18 protein-coding genes are annotated in these 23,989 nt (G+C 51.5%); all 18 read right to left on the minus strand.

All coding sequences use genetic code 11. The annotated features are described in order from the left end of the window. Positions 1-24: 24 nt before the first annotated feature. The 18 genes from SD10_RS11575 to SD10_RS11660 all read right to left on the minus strand — a co-directional run bounded on the left by SD10_RS11575 (position 25) and on the right by SD10_RS11660 (position 23,615). A complete protein-coding gene (locus SD10_RS11575) occupies positions 25-396 on the minus strand; it encodes a high-potential iron-sulfur protein (protein ID WP_046573943.1) in 372 nt (123 codons plus the stop codon). 58 nt (positions 397-454) lie between these two features. Beyond that, positions 455-2,518, minus strand: a complete 2,064-nt coding sequence (locus tag SD10_RS11580) for a PVC-type heme-binding CxxCH protein (RefSeq protein ID WP_046573944.1) — start codon at positions 2,516-2,518, stop codon at positions 455-457. A 15-nt stretch (positions 2,519-2,533) separates the two neighbouring features. Then, complete coding sequence (locus SD10_RS11585; protein WP_046573945.1) at positions 2,534-3,838, minus strand: Kelch repeat-containing protein; 1,305 nt, start codon at positions 3,836-3,838, stop codon at positions 2,534-2,536. A 196-nt stretch (positions 3,839-4,034) separates the two neighbouring features. Further along, positions 4,035-5,396 (minus strand): neutral/alkaline non-lysosomal ceramidase N-terminal domain-containing protein, encoded by a 1,362-nt coding sequence (locus SD10_RS11590; RefSeq protein WP_046573946.1) that lies wholly within the window; start codon positions 5,394-5,396, stop codon positions 4,035-4,037. Continuing rightward, positions 5,393-6,808: a DegT/DnrJ/EryC1/StrS family aminotransferase gene (locus SD10_RS11595; RefSeq protein WP_046573947.1), complete on the minus strand. Its 1,416-nt coding sequence runs from the start codon at positions 6,806-6,808 to the stop codon at positions 5,393-5,395. Before SD10_RS11595 ends, SD10_RS11590 begins: the two co-directional genes overlap by 4 nt. An 18-nt stretch (positions 6,809-6,826) precedes the next feature. Then, positions 6,827-7,837, minus strand: a complete 1,011-nt coding sequence (locus tag SD10_RS11600) for a Gfo/Idh/MocA family protein (protein WP_046573948.1) — start codon at positions 7,835-7,837, stop codon at positions 6,827-6,829. Positions 7,838-7,858: 21 nt separating this feature from the next. Continuing rightward, complete coding sequence (locus SD10_RS11605) at positions 7,859-9,280, minus strand: Gfo/Idh/MocA family protein (protein WP_046573949.1); 1,422 nt, start codon at positions 9,278-9,280, stop codon at positions 7,859-7,861. Between the two features lie 15 nt (positions 9,281-9,295). Continuing rightward, positions 9,296-10,381, minus strand: a complete 1,086-nt coding sequence (locus SD10_RS11610; protein ID WP_046573950.1) for a hypothetical protein — start codon at positions 10,379-10,381, stop codon at positions 9,296-9,298. A 5-nt stretch (positions 10,382-10,386) separates the two neighbouring features. After that, positions 10,387-12,453 (minus strand): beta-N-acetylhexosaminidase, encoded by a 2,067-nt coding sequence (locus SD10_RS11615; protein WP_046573951.1) that lies wholly within the window; start codon positions 12,451-12,453, stop codon positions 10,387-10,389. A gap of 115 nt (positions 12,454-12,568) precedes the next feature. Then, entirely contained in the window at positions 12,569-13,312 is a 744-nt protein-coding gene (locus SD10_RS11620) for an SDR family NAD(P)-dependent oxidoreductase (RefSeq protein ID WP_046573952.1), read from the minus strand. Positions 13,313-13,346: 34 nt separating this feature from the next. Beyond that, positions 13,347-14,306 carry a dihydrodipicolinate synthase family protein gene (locus tag SD10_RS11625; protein ID WP_046573953.1) on the minus strand — a complete coding sequence of 320 codons (960 nt, stop codon included), beginning with the start codon at positions 14,304-14,306 and terminating at the stop codon, positions 13,347-13,349. Beyond that, positions 14,303-15,244 carry a DMT family transporter gene (locus SD10_RS11630; RefSeq protein ID WP_046573954.1) on the minus strand — a complete coding sequence of 314 codons (942 nt, stop codon included), beginning with the start codon at positions 15,242-15,244 and terminating at the stop codon, positions 14,303-14,305. The genes SD10_RS11625 and SD10_RS11630 overlap by 4 nt, the downstream gene beginning before the upstream one ends. Continuing rightward, a complete protein-coding gene (locus SD10_RS11635) occupies positions 15,241-16,374 on the minus strand; it encodes a mandelate racemase/muconate lactonizing enzyme family protein (protein WP_046573955.1) in 1,134 nt (377 codons plus the stop codon). Before SD10_RS11635 ends, SD10_RS11630 begins: the two co-directional genes overlap by 4 nt. Next, entirely contained in the window at positions 16,371-17,333 is a 963-nt protein-coding gene (locus tag SD10_RS11640) for a 3-hydroxyacyl-CoA dehydrogenase family protein (protein ID WP_046573956.1), read from the minus strand. Before SD10_RS11640 ends, SD10_RS11635 begins: the two co-directional genes overlap by 4 nt. Positions 17,334-17,344: 11 nt before the next feature. After that, on the minus strand, positions 17,345-17,737 hold the full coding sequence (locus SD10_RS11645) for a RidA family protein (RefSeq protein WP_046573957.1): 393 nt from the start codon (positions 17,735-17,737) through the stop codon (positions 17,345-17,347). Then, entirely contained in the window at positions 17,734-18,531 is a 798-nt protein-coding gene (locus SD10_RS11650; RefSeq protein WP_046573958.1) for a creatininase family protein, read from the minus strand. The genes SD10_RS11645 and SD10_RS11650 overlap by 4 nt, the downstream gene beginning before the upstream one ends. A gap of 108 nt (positions 18,532-18,639) precedes the next feature. Continuing rightward, positions 18,640-20,430 (minus strand): RagB/SusD family nutrient uptake outer membrane protein, encoded by a 1,791-nt coding sequence (locus tag SD10_RS11655; RefSeq protein ID WP_046573959.1) that lies wholly within the window; start codon positions 20,428-20,430, stop codon positions 18,640-18,642. A gap of 23 nt (positions 20,431-20,453) precedes the next feature. After that, positions 20,454-23,615: a SusC/RagA family TonB-linked outer membrane protein gene (locus SD10_RS11660; protein ID WP_046573960.1), complete on the minus strand. Its 3,162-nt coding sequence runs from the start codon at positions 23,613-23,615 to the stop codon at positions 20,454-20,456. Between the last annotated feature and the right edge of the window lie 374 nt (positions 23,616-23,989).

Genomic DNA, 23,989 nt, shown 5'->3' on the forward strand with positions numbered 1-23,989 from the left:
AACAAAGAGTGCTGTTTTTAGGGGCTACTTACCTTGTGGAGCCCAATAGGTACAATAACCCGTCGTGTAAACCGGGCCTTTGAATAGCATACACGAACCACAGTTCTGACCCGCTTTGGGCGGAAGCCATAGATTGCAGTTGCCACACTTCGATTCCGGCCGGGGCGATTGATTCACGTAACCCAGCTTTTTTCGTGTTTTCAGATCGGCTTCGCTTACGCCTGAAAAGTCATTACAGGGGTCAATGGCAGCCTTTTCGTTCTCTTGCGCTGATGTTGTTTTTGATTGGCACCTACCCAGCACCAGGGACAAACTCAATGCCGCCGATCCCGTAAAAATGGATTTGCCAAGGAATTGCCGCCGGGAGTAGCGTTGCTGTTTAGTATCTGGGTTCATTCGTTTGTTCTAGTTTTTATGTGGGGTGTCGGGTTTGAAAACCCGACACCACGGGCCCCTATTGCACGGCAACTGATTTAGATTCGATCATACGTCTCAACCGGTCGTCGATAGGCTGGCCCACGGCTTTTAACCCATTGGTCAAACCCGTTAAGGCGATCTGCTGCCAGTGCGGTTGGTTGTCGAACAGGGTCACTAATTGAACAGCTTCGTCCTTACGGTTACGGGAACCGATCACAAATGCCAAATCCGTCAGGAGCGTATCTTTTTCGGGTGTTATCGACTTGAAATAGCCGCTACGGCCAGCCAGTTGGCGTGCCAATTCCAGTGAGGAACCCGCTTCGGAACTCAACACCGCCGTTCGAAACCAGGCATCTTTACCGTATTTCTCAAGAATACCCGCCAACGCAGGAGCGACTTGCTGAGCAGGAAATTGCCCCAGACTTAATGCTGCCTGAAACGCTACCGGAGCCGACGGGTCGCTGGCTTTTTCGATGACTTGCGGCAGGGAAGTCGGGAAGCGCTCGGCCATCATCAACCCGTAGGCACGAATATCGGGCTGAGCATCCTGCATCGCTTGTTTTACCAGGCTGATATCCAGTGCATTCAGGCCTTCCAACGTAAAAAACGCGTGCAGGCGGGCTTGTGGGTTAATGTCTTTGGTGAATAGATCCTTTAGCGCCGGAACGACTGATTTATCCTGTTTTTCGAGCAGAAGCCGTTGGGCCTGTAATCGCCACCACTGGTTTGGATGAGCTAGTAAGGCCACAAGTTCCGTACTGGTTTTGCTCCTCAGCTTTGGCTGTACGACGACGGGTTTACTGGTTTTAGCCGCAATCCGGTAGATACGCCCCAACTTACTGCCGTTCATAAAATCCATTTCTTCCTTGAGATCTTCCGGAATGGCAGTGGGCGTTTCGATATGCTGCCGATACATGTCGATCACATAAAGCGATCCGTCGGGGCCAACGGTGAAGTTGGCAGGCCGGAACCAGGGGTCGGTCGATGCCAGAAACTCATGCTCTTTCTCTCCATTGCCCCGTTGTGCCACAAATTTGGGACTATCGGGCAAGCGTTTCAGTACATCGCGGTGGATGAGATTACCCGCTACTTCGCCCGTGAAGATCGAGCCATAATAGTCTGTTGGTAAAGCATCTCCACCATAATAGGTACCGCCCGAGGCCCCGGTAAAATGGTCATCGGCGTATTCTCGCCGGTCGAGTTTGGCTTCCTCGAACTGCTGATTCCGGCGTTTCGTACGTTCCTGACGCCAATAAGGGGCAGGCGTTTCCTGAAACATAATCGGGTCGTGGTCAGAAATATTAAGGGTAGGTGCCACCGCTGGCAGATAAGTATGTCGGTACAGGTAACGCGCCGGAATAGGGGCCTGCTGAACATGCAGGCTGTTTTCGGTAAAGAACCGATTGCCCCAATCGTCTATAGCCAGCCCAAATTGACCTGAACTTGACTCGACTTCAAACTGACCCCGGTCGAGCCGAAATCGGAAGTCTCCGCCTTTAACAAAAACGGGCTTCGCTTTAGGGTTTCTCGTAAATCGGATTTCGCCCTCCCGGCCCGTATTGGATGCGTAAATCCAGTTATCGATGCTAAGCCGGAGATTGGTGATCTGGGCTTCGGAGTTATCCGCAAAAAAGCCAGTAAACAGAATTTCTTTCAGATCCGCCCGATGGTCGCCGGTGGTGTCTTTGAGGAACATAATGTTGGGGGCCGCCGTCACTAGCAAGCCACCTTGCCAGGGCAAAATACTGGTGGCCTCGGAGAGGTGATCCGCAAAGACCGTTGCCGAATCCATCCGGCCGTCGCCGTTCGTATCCGTCAGCATTCGGATGGCCCCACCCAGCGAACCATCATCGGGCTTGGCCGGATAATCGGGCATCTCGACCACGAATACGTTGCCGTCTTCGTCAAACACCATTTCAACGGGGTCCAGCACGTTTGGCTCGGCAGCAAAGACCGAAATGGTCAGCCTGTCATCGTTCAGTTTAAAGCTGTTGAGAGCTTCTTCGGGCGTGAGGGCATCTTGATAGTGCGAGCAGGAAACGCATAAACCTGTAGCCAGCATGAATGTGGCAATCCTGAGTCGGTTGTTGATCGAAGTCATGTTGACAGTTGTCGGCTAAAACACAGCCGGAATTTTGACCAGGTCCTGAATTTCGTGCCCGTTATGACTAAAGCGAGCCAGCGTATACACCGAGCCATCCGCGCCAATCGCAATCGAATTGACGTAAGTAGGGCGGGTGCCATCGGCGAAAAAAACAGGCCCGTGATCGGTATAGGTCTGGCTCGGAATGTGGAAGGTGATCAGGTGAAGGTTCTCGAGTCCTTTGGCGGCACCCTTCGCAATCTGATCAGCACCTTTCAGGCGTTTGCCATCCTGATAAATTGGGCCACCCGTGAGGTAATAAATAGTCTCCTGATCCGTACCCGGCTGAAAACCCAGATACCCATAACTGAACTGGTCGAACATGCCACTCTTCCGGGACGGCTCCGAAGTTAGCCGCTCCACTACCTCAATTCGTTGCCGACGGGGATCGAATTTGAACAGATAACCCGAATTGCCGTGTATGCCATAGGCTACTTGTTCGGGGACGTACCAGAAGATTTTGCGCCAGTTGTAGCCCATGCTTCCGGGATGCGTTGGGTCATAGCGTCCAAAATAATCGAGCCGCAAATCAACATGGGGGAGTTTTTGAAGACTTTCCTGGCCAGGACAATACCTGAAAATATCCCCTTCGGATGTGGAGAAATAAACCGCTCCATCGAGCGGGTCAACGAACATGGAGCGGCACAATACCCGGTAGTCATCTCCCGGAATTCCAGCTTCGCCCTTCGCCGAAACGAGCCCGATTGTTTTGAGGGTATTGGCCTTGATGTCGTACTGAATGAAATAGCCCAGCGGCCAGGTAATGCCGTACAAATAGCCGCGCTCTTTGTCGATGGTCATGGTTAAAATGCCCTCGCCTTCGGGCGCAATGGCCAGATTTTCAAACGTACCGGTCGTTAGGTCGTAGGAAACGAAGTGGCCGCCGGGATATAGCGTTTTGCCATCGGGCGCGTTTTTGGGAAGCCGCTCCATGCCGTCGATCATTTCGTAGACGCCAATATGCGTGGCGAAATACAGCTTTCCGTTGCACTCGTAAAACCGGACGTGGCTTTTTCCCTGCGGTATGGCGTTGGCGTTGGTTTCGCCACAGATTTCGGTCAGGTCCGCCAGCCATTCGGTGCTGTCTGTTGCGGGGTTATATACATAGAACTGCCCTCCCTGCTCGTAGGATTCAGAGCAGAGTATGTAGTAGATTTTCCCATTACTGGCGGCTGTAATGGCATTGTATGTATCGTGCGCCATATCGAAACCGGAGAAATAGGGGGTCGCGATGATTGGGGAGGATTCGAGTACGTTGGTTTCGTTGACTGGGTTCATGGTTATTTTTTGTTAGTGGTGCCGGATTCCCGTGGTGTCGGATTCTTAAATCCGACACACAGAGGTTTCTCAAAACCTCGTGTTAGCATTTCAATAGGTTTTGAGAAGCCTAACAGGTCAGGTTTGAGAACCTGACCTCACGGCAGGGCCTGACCTCACGGCAGGGCCTGACCTCACGACAAGTCATCTATAATCATTACTTCAGCTTCTGCATCCCAACCTGGTCGGCCAGTCGGTTTATCTCCTGGTTAATCAGGTTCGGTACGTCCGGTGCCCAGGTGCTCGGTAAGCCATAGACCATCTGCGATGAAGCGCCCTCATAGCCGCCTTCCTGCAGGATAGTGGCTGAAGGGATGTAGCCCATAACGTCGTTGGAATAGCCTATCACGAAAATGTCCTGTCCAAAGCGTTTCTTACAGTCGAGGGCATATTGAATCACGAGTTCGCCACCAAAACTCAGGATGGATTGGTTACCCAATTGCCAGACCTGTACCGGATAGGCGTAGTGGCTTATGAAGGCCTTTCCTTTTTTCTTTTCAGCCAGCAAACGGGTTGCCCACCGTTTCAGATAACCCTCGTTTTCCTGAATGGTCTTTGTCAATTCCGCTTCGGAGGGTGGAACGGAAAGCGGGAGTTGAATTTCGGAATAGGCGGTACGAATCTGGGACGATAGGGTACGCATGGGCTCGTCGAGGACCCGGTCAACGGCAGCGGCCAACTCCCGCCCATATTGGCGGGCAAGGGGTATGGTTCGACGGGGCAATGGGTTCTGATCGCCAGCCGCGCCCTGAAAAAACAGGGCCGTTACGCCGGGATGCGCTTTCTCCAACTCCAGTTGCGCAAAGCCCGCGTAGTCGCCCGACCATTGGTACAAATCCAGCACCGTAGGGTGGCAGGCGTACCCAAAGACAATGGATTTAAGTTTACCTCTGGTGTCAGTAATTTTGATGACAGGAACCGCGTAGTCGTTCGGTCCTTTCAGCTCGGTTTGTTCCAGCAGGGCGCCTTCCTTGTTGTTTCGCCGATTCACCTGAAAGCGCGTAACCCCGTTTTGGGAGAATACTTCAGCGGGTTCCAGTTTTTGCAATGCCTGGCCAACCAGCGTTACGATCTGCGCTTCCAGCCATCTGGAATATCGATCAATTTTGGCCTGTTCGGCCGCATCAAGTGGGTAAATATCCTGTAGCGCGTTGTCTAACACCGGTCCCGAATGGGTGTGTGAGCTGTTGAGAATAATCTGTGCTTTAGAGAGACCAAACCGGCTGTTCAGCCGTTCGCGAATACGATCCGACATGGCTTTGGGAAAGCCCAGCATATCGGTGGTGACCAGCACGGCCTGTTTGCCCGTTTCATCTTCCAGCGCCAGCGCTTTGGCCCATAAATCGTGGATTTTGCCATCCGCAGCGTGAGTACGGGAGGCATAACCTGCCTGCCATTGCGGTTCTGTAGGCGTAATGACCGCTTTGGCAGTCCCAGCCTTCCAGCCCTTGGCCCAGGCCGGAGAAGTGATGAATGCGCCAAGCCATATCACCCAGAAAAATCCCAATACGTTTTTCATTTCTGACTCAGGAGTTTGTCGGCGTGGGTATGAATTTTCTCGATGGCATTCGCAATTTCATCCATGTCGGCCTGGCTACCCAGCAGCATATTCTGCGTGAACCAGACGGCTTCTTCATTACACAGCCGGTCGTTTTGCGGGCAGTGGTTCCGCTCGACGTAGCTGTTGAAGTTTAGCATTGCCCGGGGATACATTTTCTGGAAGTTTTTCGATTGGAATGCGTCGTTGAGATAGGGCATGTTGTTCAGCGTAGCGTATCCTTTCGAGCAGGGAATACCTTCTGCTGTGAGAGCCTTTATGAACACCTCCCGCGATAAGCCTTTGAAGGCTTCTTTCTTATACCGGAAGGGGAAAAGGTGAAAAGCGGCCCGCGTTACATCGTCGTACAGTTTGTAGGGGACAATGCCTGGAATGCTCTTAATCTTTGCTTTCAGGTAAGCCGCGTTGGTGTTCCGGGTGGTTGTTTCGGCATCGAGCCGTTTTAACTGGGCCAGCCCAATAGCCGCCTGATACTCGGTTAACCGAAGTTTCGTGCCCTGAATGAGCGTGCCTGCCCCAATAACGCCCGATACCATGCCGTAGGGATTTCCGTAGTTATGATACGAGAAACAGCGATCCATAAAGGCATCATCGTTGCTCACAATGGCACCTCCTTCGCCAATGGCCAGGTTCTTGGAATTCTGAAAGCTAAAGCATCCGGCATGGCCGAAGGTGCCAACTTTTTGGTGGTTGATCTCGGCCAGATGTGCCTGACAGGCATCCTCGATCACGACCAGTTTATGCTTTTTCGCAATGGCCAGAATCTGGGGCATGTTGGCGGGTAAGCCCAGAATATGCACCGGAATAATCGCCTTTGTCCGGGGGGTAATCTTCGCTTCAATTTTAGCCGGGTCGATCTGGAACGTTTCGGGGTCAACATCCACGAATATGGGCATGGCCCCCGTTGCCAGTACGGGGGCTACCGTTCCGATAAAGGTGTAGGGCGGTACCAGGACTTCATCACCCCCGCGAATGTCCAGTTGAGCCAGTGCCGCCATGATGGCGTTGGTGCCGTTCACAACCGCCAGTGATCGTTTGGCCCCAACAGCCGCTGCCCATTTAGCTTCAAATTCACTCACCACATTACCTCTTGACCAGATGCCACTACGAATCACCTCCAGCAACTGCTTTTCGTCCTGCTCAGGTTTCCAGAGGGGCCAGGTTGGCCATTGGGCAGTTCGGACGGGTTTGCCGCCTAATAAGGCTGGGGGCTCCGCCAACGAAAACGGAGCCGGTTTTATGGATCGTTTGGTTACGATTTCCGGAGTGCCGACAGGCGTATCCGCGAGTAGCGAAGGTGTCAGAATAGCACCCAGACCGGTTAACGAGTTTTGCTTTAAAAACTCTCTTCTTGAAACATTCGACTGCGACATGATCTTGAGTTTTTGAGGTTATTTCTTCGCTTTCGCCATAATACTTTCGAGGGTAACGGCAGCCCCACCACGTCGCTTGCTTTCGTCCGCAGCTTCCATAAAGGCAAAAATCTCGATGGTTTCTTCGGGCGTAACGGGCACCTCTCCGGTCTCAAAATAGGTAATAATGTCCTGCAAAAGCGGCTCGTATCCACCGTAGGGACCCAGTACAAGGTTGCCCGTTTGCGTGAAAACCGTACCGCCGTAATCGTGCTTGCCCGTGCGGGTACCGCGAACGGTGCCCACGCGCCCATCTGCCCAGGTGCCCACAATGATGTCGGTGCCGTCGGTATGCACGCGAACCACCTGTTTGCAACCCGTTCCCATAACGGTGTACAGCGTTTCAACCCCGTGAATGCCGTACCAGTAAAAGTCGGGGTGTGTTTTTTCGAGGACAGCGGGACTAAACGTATCGGCACCCACGACCTTGCTTTTGTCTACTTTTGCGATGCCTATAATGTGCCGCAGCGACGAGGCCGAAAACAGTGGAATGTTATACGTTTTAGACGCTTCGTAAATGGCAATGGCATCGGCCAACGAAGCCGCAACGGGTTTATCGATGAACACGCGCTTACCCGCTTTCAATACCAGTAGCGCCTGTTCCAGGTGAAGCCGACCGTCATTGGTTTCCAGCAAGACCACATCAACTTTTTTGAGTAAGTCGCTGATGGAGCTCACGATTTCGACGTTCTGCTTTTTAACTTCTTCGGTGTAGGCTGGAACGCGCGAGGTGCTGCTTTCGATATCTTTACTGCCCTGTGGGTAGGCCGCTACGACTTTATATTCCAGGAAACTGGCCTTCGCGTCCGGCGCATTCAGTGCCTTAACAAAGGCGGTGCTATGCGACGTATCCAGCCCAATGATGCCTACCCGTTTCCCCGTTGCCACGGTGGGTCTGGCCTGAAGCAGGGTAGGGGCCAGCAGTAAAGCCGCGTAGCTTATGGATGTCTGTTTCAGAAATGTTCGTCGACTGGATGCTGATGGGTTCATGGAATCTAGGAGCGTTTTTATTTACACTTTTGCCTGTGTATTTCCACCTTTGGTCATCGAAATGTCGACGGGTTTGTTCCTCTGCCAGGACCCACCCGTAAAGTCGGGCACATCAATTGAATTGGATCGATGCGCTACTGACCAGGCACTCAATGGGCCAACTGAGCTCCACAAGGCAGCATCATAGACATCCTGATCGAGCGGCAGACCGTTTCGCAGGCAGTCGATGGTGCGCCAGTCCATCAGAAAATCCATACCGCCGTGACCTCCCACGTTTTTGGCAACTTCCCCCATTTTTTTTACGATGGGCGGCATGTATTTTTCTTCCAGGGCTTTGATCTCCTTTTCATTCATCCACTCGTGGCCCGTCGAATAGCGGGCGGGTTCGGGGTATTTTAGCGCAACACCTTTGGTGCCGCTAACCAGTTGAATGCGTGAATACGGCCGGGGGGACGATACGTCGTACTGCACCATAATGGTCTTCCCCTTTTTGGTTCGGATGGTGGTCGTACTCATGTTGCCGTTGTAAGGCTTTCCGGCATACGGTTTATAGAAATCGTCTTTGGCCGCCAGTTCTTTAGCCATAGTGCCTAGTACGAAATCATTACTCGACATGGAGACCAGATAATCCATTTGATCGCCCCGGTTAATGTTCAGTACCTGGCAAATTGGGCCAAGGCCGTGGGTGGGGTAGAGGTTGCCGGTACGTTTGTACATTTCATCCAGTTCCCACATCTGATAGAAATGCTCTTTCGAGAAGACCAACTCCTGCAGGTTATGGATATACGCTCCTTCGCAATGGGTGATTTCGCCAAAAAAACCCTGTCGAGCCATGTTCAGCGTAAGCTGTTCTGTGAAGTCGTAGCAGCAGTTTTCGGTCATCATACAGTGCTTCTTCGTCCGCTCCGACGTTTCGACCAGTTGCCAGCACTCTTCCAGAGTTTTGGCTGCCGGAACTTCCACGCAAACATGCTTGCCATGATTCATAGAAAATACCGCAATGGGCGTGTGCAGGGCCCAGGGCGTCACGATGTAAATGAGGTCGAGGTCGGTACGTTCGCAGAGTTTTTTCCAGGCATCGGGACTGCCCGAATACAGTTGCGGGTGGTGGCCATTGGCTTCTATTTTTTTGAGCGCGAGGTTCACGCGTTCGGGCCGCAAGTCGCAAAGGGCTTTTATCTCGACACCTTCGATTTTATTCATCCGCTCCACGGCCCCCATGCCTCGGTTCCCGATCCCCACAAATCCAATGCGGACAACATCGAGTTTTGGGGCGGCATATCCACTCATGTTGAAGGCCTGCGGAGGAGTTTTACTGGCTTGTTTACCAATGGTTTCCAGTTCCTCTGGTGTAGTTGCGTAAGCGGCAAATGGGCTGGCGGCTACCAGGCCCAAACCACTTAAGCCTGCCGTTTTTAAGAAATTTCTTCGCGTGTTTTCCATGTTCGTTTTGTGTGTCTATGCGTTAGCAAAAAGACTATCACCTAAAAAGGCGGGTGTATATCCCTTATCCGCAGCCCATTTTACTGCCGCCAGAATACGATCCCGGAAGTCGGGCTGATAGGCTTCATAGAAAGGGTAGAAATATTGTTCGTGAACGAGTAAATCGACAAAGGGCGGCAGCCCGGATGGCTTGTTTGCGTAGCTGTCCAAATGCGGAACAATAGCTGAAAGCTCTGTTTTGTCGATGACGATGCTGCTTCGGATGAAAGTGATGTCTTCCTGATTATCGTGCCAGACGAACCGCTTTTTCATATGCCGTCGTTGTTCCACGTTCAGGTAGTACGAAACGGGTGGCAACTCATCATCGACATTGAAATAGCCCAATTGCCCGACGTAGCCCGCATCACGCAGGGCTCGTGAGCCTTCAACCGTCGATTCTCCCCAATGCAGCGTTGTTACTGGACCCATCACGGCCTCGCCCGCAAATCGTAGAATCTGCTCCTTTACGATGGCGCAGTCGTGTTTTACCTGCTCATAACCAGCCTGTTGATAGGGCCGGTCGGGGAACTCACCCCAGGCGTGGAAACTTAGCCGGAGCCAATCGGCATTCGCCTGCCATTCCGCTTTGAAGCGGTCTGGAAACTGCGACAGGTTGAAACCCTCCGTCTGGTAAAAAAGGTTGAGGTGGATTTTGGTGCCGTAGGTGGTATGGACCTGCTTCAAAAAGCGTAAATACGGATTGTCGAACAGCGACTGATAATTGTCTTTCTGCTGGTAAATATCCCGCAGAAACCAGATGTTGTCGTCAATCGACAGACGGTAATGTCCCGCAAAATTGGGAAGCCAGTACACCTGAATCGACTTGCTTTCTGCCGTGGTGCAGTCGTGAACGGTAATCGTATTCTTGTACTGGTTCAATCGCACTTTTCCCGAAAAGACACCCTGATCAAAACTCGCTCTGGTCCCATTAATGGTTAGCGAATGAGACGATGGTGCCGAGAGTTGTACGTCAATTTCCAGGCCGTCGGAAGTCGTCACGCCATCGCGGGCATGCAGCATATCGCCATCAATAGGACTTGAGAACTGGATGGTAGTAGTCATGGAAATTAAAAGTCTGGGGTAAACATCAACTCAAACGATCTCAGGGGTTCGGTTTTTTTCTGAATCTTATAATCCAGTAGTTTCAAATGCAGCTTTCGCCAGAGGCCAAAATCTACATCGAAGCGGCCCAGCATGGTGTTCAGTCGGTATGGCATATTTTCTGAGAGCCAGGCCTGCGCATACGCCCGCTTGAGTTCGCCCGTTTCGTCCATGGCATCGACCAGCAGGCTGTGGCAGGGATAGGTCAGATCATAGAATACGTAATCATCTTTCTTTTGGGCCATTATCCCATCATTCCAGCGATCCGTAATGGCTTTAGCCCATAAAAACCGACTGGCCGAATAGTTGATCAACCGGGCCGAAACCAGCATCGACTGAATGAAACTGGTGTCGGCCGGGCTGGCCCGCTGAAGGGCGCTGATGAGCCGTGCCTGGGCCTCCTCGGTATGCGTGCGCACCTGCTCAAAATCGGCTTTGTGCTCGTTCGTGTTGGCCAGATAGTAGGCCGAAAAAGGATTCGACCAGCTTTCCACGAGGGTGCCGCGGGGAAGGCTTTGGGTGTTCTTTCCCAGGCACTTTTCGAGAAATTGACCGGCTATTGCAATATGATCGAAAGCGGCCTGCATATCCTGCGTTAGGGCCGGGTAGACGACCGCGCTATACTTTTCGGTAAAGGTAATCTTGTCAGGCACAGTGCCCTGCCAGGCCGCAATGCAGCCATAGGCCATAAACAGCCAGGAGGCCCGGACAAAGGGCTCGACAGAGTCGGTCCAGACGGAGGTGATAAAGCCCAGTGTGTTGTGCCGAAGGCCCGCTTTCAGGCACAGATTTATGTTCTCGTAGGTATAGTCGGACGCCGGGTAAATATGCCCCCAGCCAGAAACGGCAGGCTGGATGAAAAACGGTTTCTTCTCCTTCAGAACCGGATTCAGGTAATTGTTGATGGCCGTTGTATCGGGCGAATATTCCCAGATAACCGGGATCACATCTTTGGGGAACTTAGCCAGAATGTTCGGGTAAAACGCATTCATATCCGTCCAGGCCAGGAGCGTTTTGCCGTACTGTTTGAACTCGTTGCTCACGAAACTGAGCTGCTGGATATACAGGGCTTCGGGGTCGAGTTTAGCTGGGGCTGCATTGGCTAGTCGCTTTGTTTCCCACGTTTCGTCGAAGCCAACGTGAATGAACGGGCTTTGAAACAGCGTCGTGTATTGCTTTATCCAGTTTTTTAGCAGAGTCTGTACAGCGGGGTTTCGCGGGTCGAGTTCATGTCCGTAATGCCCGATAGCCAGCGATGCGTATTTCTCGTTGCGGATCAACTCGTGCAGGTGTCCGTAGAAATTAACGAACGGAATCACATCCATGTGGCGCTCGCGGGCGTAGGCAATGATCGTTTTGATCTGCGCCTGCGAATAACTCGCCTTGTAATTCAGGGTTGAATAACCATCCAGTTGGATACTGACCTCATTGTAGAAGTAATATTGGTTGGTTTTCCAGCGGGCTAAAAAGTCGATCTGTTTTTTGATTTCATCGACCGTCAACAGGCCGCCATGCGCAAAATCCATCATTACGCCCCGGTAAGCCAGTCTGGGTTGGTCGCTGATTGTGACAAGGGGCAGCGAGGTCTTCGTACCCTGACCCCGAATCAACTGCCGAATCGTTTGCACGGCATAGTACAGGCCGGTTGAGGTTTGGGCGGTAATGTCGATGCCCTTTTGGGTAATGGTCAATGTATAGCGCTCACGGGTATTTCCGTTGGTAGCTTCATTCGTGCCTGGTAATTCCTGCCCGGCTGATTTAACCGAATACCGAATGGTTGATGCACTAGCCGATGGACTCACCAGTACGGGTTTGCCGCTGCGTTCAGCCAGCAGGTTCCTGAGCTGATTCAGTGCAAAAACGACATCGGCTGTTGCGTTGGGTGCTACAAACACACTCAGTTTCTGGACAGGCAATTCCCCCTGCCCGTAGTGAATGGACTGCGGTGCTGGTAATAGCGTAGGGCGCTGCTGCGCCGACGCCGTGAAGCGCCAGCAACAAACAATAATACAGCTGATCCAGAGGGTTTTCATAATAGCTAGTTAGTCTGGCACGGGCCAATCCGGAACCCGGTTTACTCGTGCCAGACGAGAATGCTGCTGAGATTAATATGGGCATGCGCAAGTGCCCATGCCATATTGAACCAACCTAATAGGTGGCCCGCCCCCCCGATAAATCGAAGGTGAAACCGGTTGTGAAACTGTTTTTTGGGGATACGATGTAAGCCGCCAGGTTAGCCGCTTCGTCGAGCGTGCCACAACGTTTCATCGGAATTTTGTCTGTCATGTACTTGACCTGTACCTCGGGCATCGCATCGACCAGGGGCGTTTGAATTACCGCCGGGGCCAGCGCATTGACCGTGATCCCCTTTTCGGCGTATTCTTTCCCCTGCACCTTCGCCATGCAGATCACGGCGGCTTTCGAGGCTGAGTAGGCCAGCATACCAGCGTTCCCTTCTTTGCCCGCAATGGAAGCAATGTGCAGAATGCGTCCGTAACGGCGAGCCAGCATGAACGGCAATGCCGCCTTCGAGGTGTAGAAACTGCTCATGAAGTTGACTTCGAACACCTTATGCAGGTTTTCGCTGCTCACCTCATGACTTTGTACGTTTGTGACGCCCGTAATGCCGACGCAATTGATAAGAGCGTCAATCTTGCCAAACTGTTCATGCACGTGCGAAACTGCCTGCGCGACCCGAGCTTCATCGGTAATGTCGATGCCGATGAGCAAGGCATCTGGACCATATTGCTCAAATGCCTGCTGTAAAGCCGTTTCGTTAAAGTCGAGTAACCCAACCTGAGCCCCTTCGGTCAGTAGTTTGTGTGCAATGGACAACCCAATGCCGGATGCGGCTCCGGTAATCAGGACAACCTGTCCATTAAATTCTCCCATAATGCGTTTTTGTCTAAATTCGGTGGAGAGAAGTTTAATAGAGACTATTCTCTACCGGCACTGGCCGAATAGCGAATTTTTCGTCGTTGACGATGTCGAGGATGCGCTGGTTTAACTCCCGGATGTAGCTGATCGACGATGGGTCGGGAATATAGGCGGCTTTCCGGGCGATGCTGTTGCTCAATACACCTCTGGCAATCAGCAGTTCTTTCTCGGCATAATGGAATAACTCCATGTTTTGCAGCGAGAAGAATATCTGGGGCATGACCCGCTCAAACAGCTCGAAGGCTTTGGTATCTTCTCCGCTGGAACGCAGGGTGAAAATCTTTTGCAGAATATCGGCAACGGCCAGTCCCGGCATAACACCACGAATACCGATGGGCACCAGCTCGAGCATGTACAAGCCGCCCCAGCCTTCGAACAGGCCGATTTTGTCGTTCGTAGCCTGAATGATCTGCGCGAACTTGGGCGCACACAGGGGTTCCTCTAGCTTCAGGTATTTGAAGTTCGGATTCTCGTCCATCAGCTCCTTGATGAACCCCACGCTGATCGACGAGCCGCCGGGGTTGAAGTCCTGAATCAGAACGGGCGTGTTCGGAATCGACTGCAAAAACTCCGACAGATAGGCTTTCAGGGAGTTTTCGGGTAAGCTGAAAATGCGGGGAACCGCCAGCGAAATAACGTCGGCACCGGCCTGCACGTTAGCCTGCGCCAGTTTAATGGCAACTTTCAGGGAGGGGTGGTTCGACTGAGCGACGATTTTCACCCGACCCGCAGCCCGTTCTACCGCCACCCGAACAACCTGTAATTTTTCGTCGTCGGTTAGTTTGTAAAATTCGCTGGCGTAGGCGGGCAGGCAAACGGCCTTGATACCACCGTCGATGGCAAAGTCAATTAAACTACGGAGTGCGTCTTCGTCGATCTCCTCATTGTCGGTAAATGGTGTTGGAATAATGGGTACTACGCCAAACAGTTCGTTGTCTGTGTTAGTCATAACTTTGCCGGTTCTTGATTGATATTAGCTACTTTTTTTTGTTGTACTTTACTATCGACGATCGATAAAATAAGGGTTGAGACGAGCACAAGCACACCGCCAATGATGGCCTGTTGGTTCAGGGTTTCGCCGAGCCAGATGGCGGCAATGGGTAAGCCCATGAACGTAATGAGGTAGTTGGATAAAGCGACCTGTGTGGCATCCAGATTCTTCAACGCCTTGAAAAACAGGAGCATCGATAGGAAATTATGAAAGAGTGTGAGCGAGATCATCCCGATCCAGGTATTCGTGGTAAAGGAGGGGATTTTAGAAAACATCTCAGGTTCGTAATACAGTACGAGTGGCGTCAGGAGAATGGACATGACCAGGTAGGTGTAAAAAACCATCTCCATCTCGGTGTACTGGCCTGATACTTTTTTGCACCCCACGTTGTAGTACGCATTGCCCAGAATGGCCAGGAAAATGAGGCCGTTGCCCAGGGCATAGCGCGAGCTTAAGTCCACGCGTTTAATGTCGTCGGTTGAGCAGAGAGCCACCCCAATGATCGCAATGGCGAAGCTGATCCAGCGGGCGGTGTTCATCTTCTCTTTCAGAATCAGAAAGGCGAAAACAGCCGTAATCACGGGCAGTGTCATGACCAGAATAGCCGCGTTGCTGGCGAGTGAGTACTGCGTTCCCCAGGTCATGAGTACCTGCGACGGAAACGCGCCCAAAGCCGCCAACTGGACGAAAATCAGGATATCCTTCAGCTTCTTGCCGCCCTTTCGAAAATCCCGAATCACGAACGGAGCCAGGAAAATCGTGGCCAGCAGCATGGGTGCCCACACCGTAAAGTATGGCCCAACCTGATCCTGCGTCAGCTTGATACTGGTGAAATGAAAGGACCAGATCAGGTTACAGAAAAACAGGATGGCCCACGACTGAATCGACTTATTCATAAGCTGCTGCGTAAAAATTGATTCGTTTTGTAGGTATCCAGGGCGGTGTAATCCAGTTCGATACCCAGTCCCGCGCCGGTTGGAACGAGTGCCGCTCCGTTTTCAAAGCGGATAGGTTCCACTAGCAGGTCGTCGGTGCGGACCAGCTCGCCAAACAAATCGGAAGGAATGGTGCAGTTGATGCTGGCTGCGGCAATGTGCAGGCCCATTGTTTCTGAAACCCCTAAATCCACTTCCGAACCGCGCCAGCAGGCTTTGCCTTCCAGATGGGCAATTTCGGCCAGGAGTACCGAGTTGTAAGCCGATCCGTTAAAATTATACCCATCGACTGCATCGGCCCGGACAAAAGCGATCATATCGCGGATGTCCTGTGTGTAAGGCAGTGAAATATGCCGATACATGGGCATCCCCAGCGTCTCGCGCAGGTATTTGAATCCGGCTACATCGGCATGTAAAATCGGGTCTTCCAGGCCCAACATGATGGTTTTATCGACACCATCCATTAACCGAAGGGTGGTTTCCACATCGGTCCAGCGCTGGTTGGGGTCGAGCAGGATTTTGATGCCGTCACCACATTTATCGCGGATAGCCTCCGTCCAAAGCCGAACGGGGTCTTCGTCGGAACATTTGAATTTGAATGCTTTATGGCCCTTTTGCATAGCCTCATAGGCTTTTTGCGCGGCCTCTTCGGGGGTGCGTCGCCCGGTCCAGCCGAAACAGTCGATCCGGTCACGGTAAGCCCCGCCGAGGAGTTGAGATACGGGTACGTTGAGGAGTTTACCCACTACGTCCAACACTGCCGACTCGAACGCTTCATAAATCCGCTGGTCGGTAACGGGCAGGCGACGCCAGTTCAGTTTCAGTACGTCCTGACCGACCAGTTCCTGCATGGCCTGGTGGAGCAACTCGCCGGAGGCACTGCGGTAAGTCTCGCCAATACCAGTCAGGCCGTTGGCAAGTGTGAGTTCAATGATCCATTTGGGTTGATTAGCGAACTCGGTCCACCGCTCGCCCGTCAGGAATTTTTTGGCAAAGGCCGAATCTTTATCGATCACCTCATCGGAGTTCAGACTGCCCGGTTTGGCCGGTACAATTACTTCAGTGGCCTTTATTGATTGAATTCGTGTCATTTGGTGTCTTCGGCGGAGGTGGGTATATATTTTTGGGCGAGTTTGCGGATGTCGTAGCTGAAGTCGATAAATTTCTCTTCCCACTCTTTGGCCGACTCGGGCGTATAGGGGTAAAAACCTTTCGCATTCTGTACGCCTTTGGCACCGGACGCCACCAGGTCTTCCATCAATTTCGGGGTTTCGGTGCTGTTGCTGAGTTCGGGAAAGAGGTCTTTCATGACGGTCAGATACGCCGGAATGCCGGTGAGATCCATGAACCGAAACGGCCCGGCGAAGGTGATCCAGTAGCCCAGATCGTTTCGAAGCGAGCGATCCACATCCTCGATGGTGGCGTACCCATTTTCGACCAGATTGAAAGACTCCCGCAGCATGGCGTACATAATCCGGTTGGTAATAAATCCCCGGATATCTTTCCTGAGCAGCGAAGGCTCCTTACCCCAGCTTTCGGCCAGGGCTACGATTTCGTAGGCATAGGTCAGGTCGGAGTCTTTTCCGCAAATGACTTCCATAAAACGCGTAATGTGCGCCGGTTCTGCCCAGTGAATGCCCAACAGCCGCTGGGGATGTTTGAGGCCGCTTTGTAACACCGATACCGGAATGGCCGACGTGTTACTACCGATGATAGCGGTAGGAGAGAGGACCGTTTCCAGACGCTGATAGAGTAATTTCTTCTCGTCCAGATTCTCCGTAATCGACTCAATAATAACGGTATGGTCGCTCAGTAAGGTAACATCGTCGGTAATGGTCAGCCGGGCCAGAATGGTTTCGGGGGCATCGGTCAGCAGCCCTTCCTGTTCCAGTTGGCGCAGATAATCCAGGATACGCTCCCGCGCTTCATCGGCGGTATCAATTTCTTTAATCAGCGAGGTAACCGTGTGGCCAGCCGCCAGAATGCAGGTCGCGATACTGCTGCCCATCAAGCCGAGTCCTACGGTGCCGATGCGTAGTTGAGAGGTCATAGATTACTGGGTTAATCCTGTTTGGGCGTGATTCGGGCAATGGCGTCAATTTCGATCTTGATCCCATCCGACAACACCGACTGAACCGTGGTTCGGGCCGGGCGTATGCCGGTAAAGAATGACCCATAGGCGGCATCGTAGCGGTCGAACTCGCGAATGGCTTCCAGATGGACGGTGCATTTTACAATGTCGCCGATGGTACCACCAGCGGCTTCCACAATCTTCTGGATGTGCGAGAGAGTTAATAAGGTTTCTTCTTCGATGGTCCCGTGTTGAACTTCTCCCGTTACTAAATTCAATGGCCCTTGCCCGCTAATAAACAGCAGGTCGCCCGCCAGCACCCCCGCCGAATAGGCACCCGTAGTAGCGGCTTTGTCGGGGTGTTTAATTTCCAGTTTACTCATGGTTTTGATGCTAGATTTTCGGATAAAGGCCAGGTTTTGAATGACTCCAGAAAGCTAACCAGGGCGCTTAGTGCCTGGTCGACTAAATGCTTTCCTTTTTCGGATGTGCCTAACTGGGGCTCACCGCTGCTGCCGTTGCTCGAAATAAATTCGGTTTGTTTGAATACCGTTACGCCCCGATATGGCTCGTCGTCTTCCCAGGCAATATAGCCGTTTCGGTCAGGGCGCTGTGCCCGTTCCACACGATCCATCCAGACTTTTTCGGGAAAAAGGTGGAGCATCAGACTCGTTTCGTACTCGCAGGCATGACTCAGCGCAGGGCTTTCCATGGGTGCCTCTCCAGCAAACACGCTACCCGCTAATTCCCAATAGGTGGCCAGCGCAATGGTAGACTGATGACTTGCATCGAAGCGTTTGCTCAACACGGCCAGCGCCTGTTTCACCGGGGTAATATTGCCGCCATGTCCGTTCAGCAACACAATACGCTGGTGGCCGCTGAGCACCAGCGACTGAACCAGGTCGATAATCACCTGTGTGTATAGCTCCGGGGCCAGACTCATCGTACCGCCAAAGGACAGATGATGATGGCTCGACCCGAACGGTAAGGTTGGGCAGAGCAACACCGTATCGGGCAGGGATTTTTCGGCCTGTAGCGCAAGCTGAGTAACAATATCCGTATCGGTCGATACCGAAAGATGAAGTCCATGCTGCTCAATTGCCCCTAACGGGAGCAGTATAACACGATCCTTACCTGTCTGCCTGATGTCGCTATAAGTCGATGCGTAAAACAGCATAGTCAGTTGTTGAACGATTTAGATTCTGCAGATTCTATTGTTCTTGATAGCCAACAAATTAATATTAATTGGGCCAATAGAATCCACAGAATCTAACCTTGCTTTGGTTTAATACCCCGGATTTTGTTTGAGCACCGGTGCGCCACCCGTTACACTCAAATCAATCTGGGCCTGAGGAATCGGGTAGAGTTCGTTTTTGCCTTTCGTGAAGGTTGCGCCTTTCATATACGTAAAGTCATACCCTGGAATCGACGTTTCATGCTTCACGTAGTTGTTCAGGGTTGTGGCCATATAACCGGTACCATTATCCCAGCGACGCAGATCGAAGAAACGGTGGCCTTCCATGGCGAACTCCAGTTTTCGCTCGAAACGAACTGCTTCACGGGCAAAATCTTTCCCATTGGCCGTGAATTCATTCGTGTATAAACCGACCTTATAGTTCGCTGCCGGTTCAGCGGTAAAGCCTTTCAGCGGGGCACTGTTGTCGACGTATTTCTTCACCCATCCATTCGGATTTGCGGCTCGTGCCCGAACCTGATTGACATAGGTTTGCGCCTGTGCCAATGAGCCAATTTCAACTTCGACCTCAGCCGCCCACAACAGCACATCGGCAAAACGGATCATGGTGTAATTGTTTGACGTCCAGCGCGAGAACAAAGAGGTGGTTGCCTGAGCGGCCTGGTAATAAATCGTTTTGATCGGGCTGTAGGGACCGGCTACTGCCTGCACGCGAATCCAGGCTTTACCAGGGTGAACACCCCAGTCCAGGTACGGAATCCCCCGGCGACCCACCGTGTAATCCAGACGGGCATCGAGCGTGCCTGTATAGGGCGTAAAGGGCGCGCTGCTTTCAAGGCCCTGGTCATTGGTGATGTCGGAATCGTTGAATGTTGTCAGCAACGGCAGACCGGTATTGGGATCGGTTTTGTAGGAGTTAACCAGACTAAACGAGGGCTGATACGCACCACAGCAGGTCGCTGGTCCGCCCATTGGGAAGTTCAGCGCATCGCCATAGTTGCCATTCTGGTAGGTTTGGTCGATGGACATCTGCACGGCAAAGACCGACTCCGCACTGTTCTTTTTCGAGGGGTTAAAATTATCGGCGAAATTGACCAGCGCGTATTTTAAGCCAGAAGCCGTTACCCCATTCGCAATCACATCGGCCAAAACGGGCTTTGCTTCGGCGTATTTATCCTGGAACATGTACACCTTGGCCAGAAATGCTTTCGCTGCCCAGCTATTGGCCCGGCCCGGATCTGACTTGGTAGCGCTCAAGTTATCGGCAGCAAATTTGAAATCCGCTTCCAGTTTAGACCAGACCGAGGCTGTATTGCCTACGTTGTAATTCGCGTTGGCATAGCTTACCGTTTCGTCGAGATAGGGCACGTTCTCCCATAATTTAGCTGCTTCGAAATGATAAACCGCCCGTAAGAACGTAGCTTCGGCCTTGATCTGCTTGATTTCTTCGGCCGTCATCGAGTTGTCGGTTACTTTCGCCAGTAACCGGAGTACATCATTTGCCCGTTGTACACCGGCATATAACACAATCCACTTGTTATTGAACGGGGCCATGGTCGCGTCGTATTTGTAACTCTCGACCGATTCCATTGGCGGCAGGGCCGATGCCTGGGTGCCGGTGTGGGCGTCGTCGGAGGTTACGCCCCCGTAAATCCAGTTGCTGACCCCAATGAAATAATAGGTCGTATTGGGTACACCCCAGCCATCGAGCAGGGAGTATGCACCTACCAGCAAGCCATTTACCCCGGCTTTGTTGGCTAACGTTGTTTCACTGGTGGCACCGATGGCACCAACTTCCAGGTATTCCTTCGTGCAGGAATTGGTTGCGGTTAAAAATACCAGGCAACACGATAAGCCTACAACAAACTTGGTATAGTTCATGATTGATAACGGTTTATGGTGTTTTAGAAAGAGACGTTAAGGCCAAAGATGAAATTTTTCTGATTGCTGGGGTAGTTGCCGTAATCGACGCCAAAGGCCGAGCTAAGTCCGCTTACTTCGGGGTCCAGGCCACTGTATTTCGTAATCGTGAAGAGGTTAGCACCCTGGGCATATACCCGTAATTTATTCAGGCCGTACTTACGTAACAGCAGCGGGCTTACCGTATACCCAATCACCAGCGAGCGCATTTTCAGAAACGAGCCGTTTTCGACATAGAAGGAGTTAGGCACACCCGATGAACTAAATGATCCTGTCGATTCAATTTTCGGGATGTTCGAATTCGGATTTTCGGGTGTCCAGGCGTTTAGCAGATCGTTGCTTTTGGCCCCCACATACGTACTGAAGAAGTGCGTAAACGATTTCACAGTATTGAAAATCTCGTTACCCTGCGAGCCATAAAGCGTTGTTGAAAAGTCGAATCGCTTGTAGGTCAGGCCCAGGTTCAGTCCATACGTAAAGTCGGGGTTTGGGCTTCCCAGGAATGTACGGTCACTGGCGTCAATTTTGCCGTCGCCGTTCACATCCTGGTATTTAAAGCGGCCTGGAGCGGCTCCGCTTTGCGTAGGTGAAGCGCTTACCTCAGCATCACTTCTAAACAAACCAATGACGTTGTAGCCGAAGAACGAACTAACTTCCTGACCAACCTGGTTCCGAACTACGTTGCCCAGATTCTGGGTATTGGCGGTTTCGAAATAGGTGGGTGAGGGGATATTGATCACCTTGTTGTTGTAGGTGGTAATGTTAGCACCAACGCTGAATTGAAGATCATTACTAACGGTTCCTCTATACGTTATACCAATATCAACCCCTTTGTTTTGAATATCCCCGACGTTTACCGTAGGGGCTGTAGCACCACCAACTGTTGCTGGTAAGGTTTGAGCAAACAGTAGCCCATTGATCGACTTCTTGTAATACTCGACTGAAAGATCCAGTTTGTTGAACACCGTAGCATCGAGGCCAACATTAGTCACTACGTTTTGCTCCCAGCCAGTGTTGGGGTTTCCAATGTTCGTCTGTGCAAAACCCTGGGCCAGTTTACCGCCACCACTAATGTCGTAATAGGCATCGAAGAACGAGCCGCCGAACAGGGTGAAGGCATTTTGGGGACTAACGTTATTCTGGGAACCCAGAACACCATAGCTACCACGCAGTTTCAGGTCGTTGAGCCAGGTCACGTTTTTCATAAATTCCTCACCCGATATGCGCCAGCCCGCCGATACCGATGGGAAGGTGCCATACCGACGTTCTGACCCAAATCGCGACGATCCATCGCGACGAACCGTTACGCCTAACAGGTACTTTTCATTGAAGGAGTAATCCAGTCGGCCAAAGAGCGAGAATAAGGTATTTTCGTAGGCACTGCTGGTATTGGTTACATTAGAGGTACCGTTGTTGAGCGTCAGGTAGTCGTAGTTAGTGGAAAAGAAACCACTGCTGGAGGCCGTTACCGCCCGACCATAATTCCGAATGGCTTCCGAACCGGCAATCACTTTCACGTTATGCTTCCCGACTGCATTGGTATACGTCAGGGTATTCGTCCACATGGTATTGGTGTTGAACAACGCAGTCTCAGCGAATGAATTGGGGTTTGTGTTTCCTTCAGAGTTGTTGTAAGGGGTAAAGGTGAAGTTTGTAGCGTATTGATTATCAATGCTTCCACCAAAGCTGGTACGGGCTGTAAAGTGCTTCAGGAAATCGACCTCGGCAAATACATTACCAACCACATCCCAGGTATTCATCTTATTATTGGACGTATTCATCTGAACGGCAACCGGGTTCGATGAGCTACCCAATTCAGGTCCCGCAAACGTTCCGCCGTAGTTTCCTTTGATGTCGTAGACCGGAATGATGGGCATGGCCCGGTAGGTCCAGGCAATCGGGTTACCGCTACTCAGGTTGTCGAAACCAGGGTTTTGCTTGTAGAAGAAATATGCATTCTCGCCAATTCGGATGTTGTTTTTTACTTTAAACTGTGTGTTCACGCGCCCTGAATACCGTTTAAGGTACGTTTTCAGCATGGTGCCCTGTTGATTGAAGTAATTGAGCGAAACCATGTAGTTTGACTTATCGGTACCGCCACTGGCCGTCAGGTTGTGGCTGGTCATCGGCGCATTTTTAAACAGTTCGTGAAACCAGTCGGTACCCGTTTTGTTGACCGCCTGAATCAGGTAATTCCTGGCCGGATTGGTAGCATCGAAGTTATATTTGGTGGGATCAACTGCGGCATCTCCTGTATTGCCAATGCCTGTTGCGCTTGGTCCCCGGAAGGTATAATCGGGTAAGCCATTCTGAAACAGCCCCGTAGTTGGATAGGCCACTTTGGTCAGGCGGGCGAAGTCCGAGGAGTTCATTAGGTTAAAGACATTGCCTTGTAAGGGTTGTTGTGAGCCATAATAGGCATCATATGCAATGGTTGGCTGGCCCGACCGCCCTTTTTTGGTGGTTACGATGATCACCCCATTCGAGCCCCTAACGCCATAAATAGCAGCAGCGCCCGCATCTTTCAGTACCTGAACCGACTCAATATCGGTGGCGCTTACGTCGTTTAGTTCCGCCTGAATACCGTCGATCAGCACCAGCGGTTGGGTATTGCCAAACGAGCTTATTCCCCGAATGAAGATATTACTCGGACTTCCCGGCGCACCTGAATTAAGAATGGTTACCCCTGGTACCTGCCCTTGTAATGCCTGTACAGCCGATCCGGAAGGGATTGACTTTAAGGCTTTTATGTCGACAATGGATACAGAGCCGGTTATGTCTTTCTTCTTTTCGGATGAGTAACCCGTTACCACCACTTCACTCAGTGAAGTAATGGATGGGGTTAACACAATCGAGAAGTTTGTTTGTGAACCAACGGTAACCTCCTGAGCCTGATAGCCGATATAGGAAATAATCAAGCTGGTATTTGTTGGGACGGAGAGCGTAAAGCCCCCATCGGCACCGGTGAACGTGCCACTCGTTGTCGATCCTTTTACTAATACATTGGCTCCCGCAATAGGTTGCTGATCCTCAGCACTGGTGACTTTTCCTGAAATTAGTGTTTGCGCGTTTGCCCAAACCGTTGCCAGCATGCAGAAGAGCAGCATGCACACAGTTTCTTTTCTAAGACGTAGTGAGTCATTCATAATCTGTTAAAAAAAAGAGTTATGCGTTTGAAGAGTGTTGCCATTAGGTACTCCATCGTAGTCACTTACGATCCCTTCGAAAAGAGCCGTTTACCATTTCGTCGAGCTAATCAATCAAAAAAAATTTTATAAATGGGATGCCGTACAACCACCATTAACGAACCTTTATCTATCTGAATCGGCAGGGCCCTGCCTGTTTAGATACTACCTGTAACCCGTCGGCCTGATCGGGGCGCAACTGTATTTACTTACTCTATTCTATGAAGCGCTATACAAAGTCGCCTTCTGTATTTGATTACAAATAAAGCACAATTTTGTAAACAAAAAAAATTCAGAATAATTTTTAAGTCAATTGGCGAAGCCCAGCCAGGAAA

Origin of the sequence: Spirosoma radiotolerans, assembly GCF_000974425.1 — a bacterium.
Lineage (GTDB): Bacteria > Bacteroidota > Bacteroidia > Cytophagales > Spirosomataceae > Spirosoma > Spirosoma radiotolerans.

Bases quoted from the DNA above. Each gene is read 5' to 3' on its own strand.
- SD10_RS11630 (WP_046573954.1), bottom strand. From the start codon at position 15,244: ATGAATAAGTCGATTCAGTCGTGGGCCATCCTGTTTTTCTGTAACCTG.
- SD10_RS11620 (WP_046573952.1), bottom strand. From the start codon at position 13,312: ATGGGAGAATTTAATGGACAGGTTGTCCTGATTACCGGAGCCGCATCC.
- SD10_RS11590 (WP_046573946.1), bottom strand. From the start codon at position 5,396: ATGAAAAACGTATTGGGATTTTTCTGGGTGATATGGCTTGGCGCATTC.
- SD10_RS11600 (WP_046573948.1), bottom strand. From the start codon at position 7,837: ATGAACCCATCAGCATCCAGTCGACGAACATTTCTGAAACAGACATCC.
- SD10_RS11640 (WP_046573956.1), bottom strand. From the start codon at position 17,333: ATGACCTCTCAACTACGCATCGGCACCGTAGGACTCGGCTTGATGGGC.
- SD10_RS11635 (WP_046573955.1), bottom strand. From the start codon at position 16,374: ATGACACGAATTCAATCAATAAAGGCCACTGAAGTAATTGTACCGGCC.
- SD10_RS11595 (WP_046573947.1), bottom strand. From the start codon at position 6,808: ATGTCGCAGTCGAATGTTTCAAGAAGAGAGTTTTTAAAGCAAAACTCG.
- SD10_RS11585 (WP_046573945.1), bottom strand. From the start codon at position 3,838: ATGAACCCAGTCAACGAAACCAACGTACTCGAATCCTCCCCAATCATC.
- SD10_RS11650 (WP_046573958.1), bottom strand. From the start codon at position 18,531: ATGCTGTTTTACGCATCGACTTATAGCGACATCAGGCAGACAGGTAAG.
- SD10_RS11610 (WP_046573950.1), bottom strand. From the start codon at position 10,381: ATGACTACTACCATCCAGTTCTCAAGTCCTATTGATGGCGATATGCTG.
- SD10_RS11625 (WP_046573953.1), bottom strand. From the start codon at position 14,306: ATGACTAACACAGACAACGAACTGTTTGGCGTAGTACCCATTATTCCA.
- SD10_RS11655 (WP_046573959.1), bottom strand. From the start codon at position 20,430: ATGAACTATACCAAGTTTGTTGTAGGCTTATCGTGTTGCCTGGTATTT.
- SD10_RS11615 (WP_046573951.1), bottom strand. From the start codon at position 12,453: ATGAAAACCCTCTGGATCAGCTGTATTATTGTTTGTTGCTGGCGCTTC.
- SD10_RS11580 (WP_046573944.1), bottom strand. From the start codon at position 2,518: ATGACTTCGATCAACAACCGACTCAGGATTGCCACATTCATGCTGGCT.
- SD10_RS11605 (WP_046573949.1), bottom strand. From the start codon at position 9,280: ATGGAAAACACGCGAAGAAATTTCTTAAAAACGGCAGGCTTAAGTGGT.
- SD10_RS11575 (WP_046573943.1), bottom strand. From the start codon at position 396: ATGAACCCAGATACTAAACAGCAACGCTACTCCCGGCGGCAATTCCTT.
- SD10_RS11645 (WP_046573957.1), bottom strand. From the start codon at position 17,737: ATGAGTAAACTGGAAATTAAACACCCCGACAAAGCCGCTACTACGGGT.
- SD10_RS11660 (WP_046573960.1), bottom strand. From the start codon at position 23,615: ATGAATGACTCACTACGTCTTAGAAAAGAAACTGTGTGCATGCTGCTC.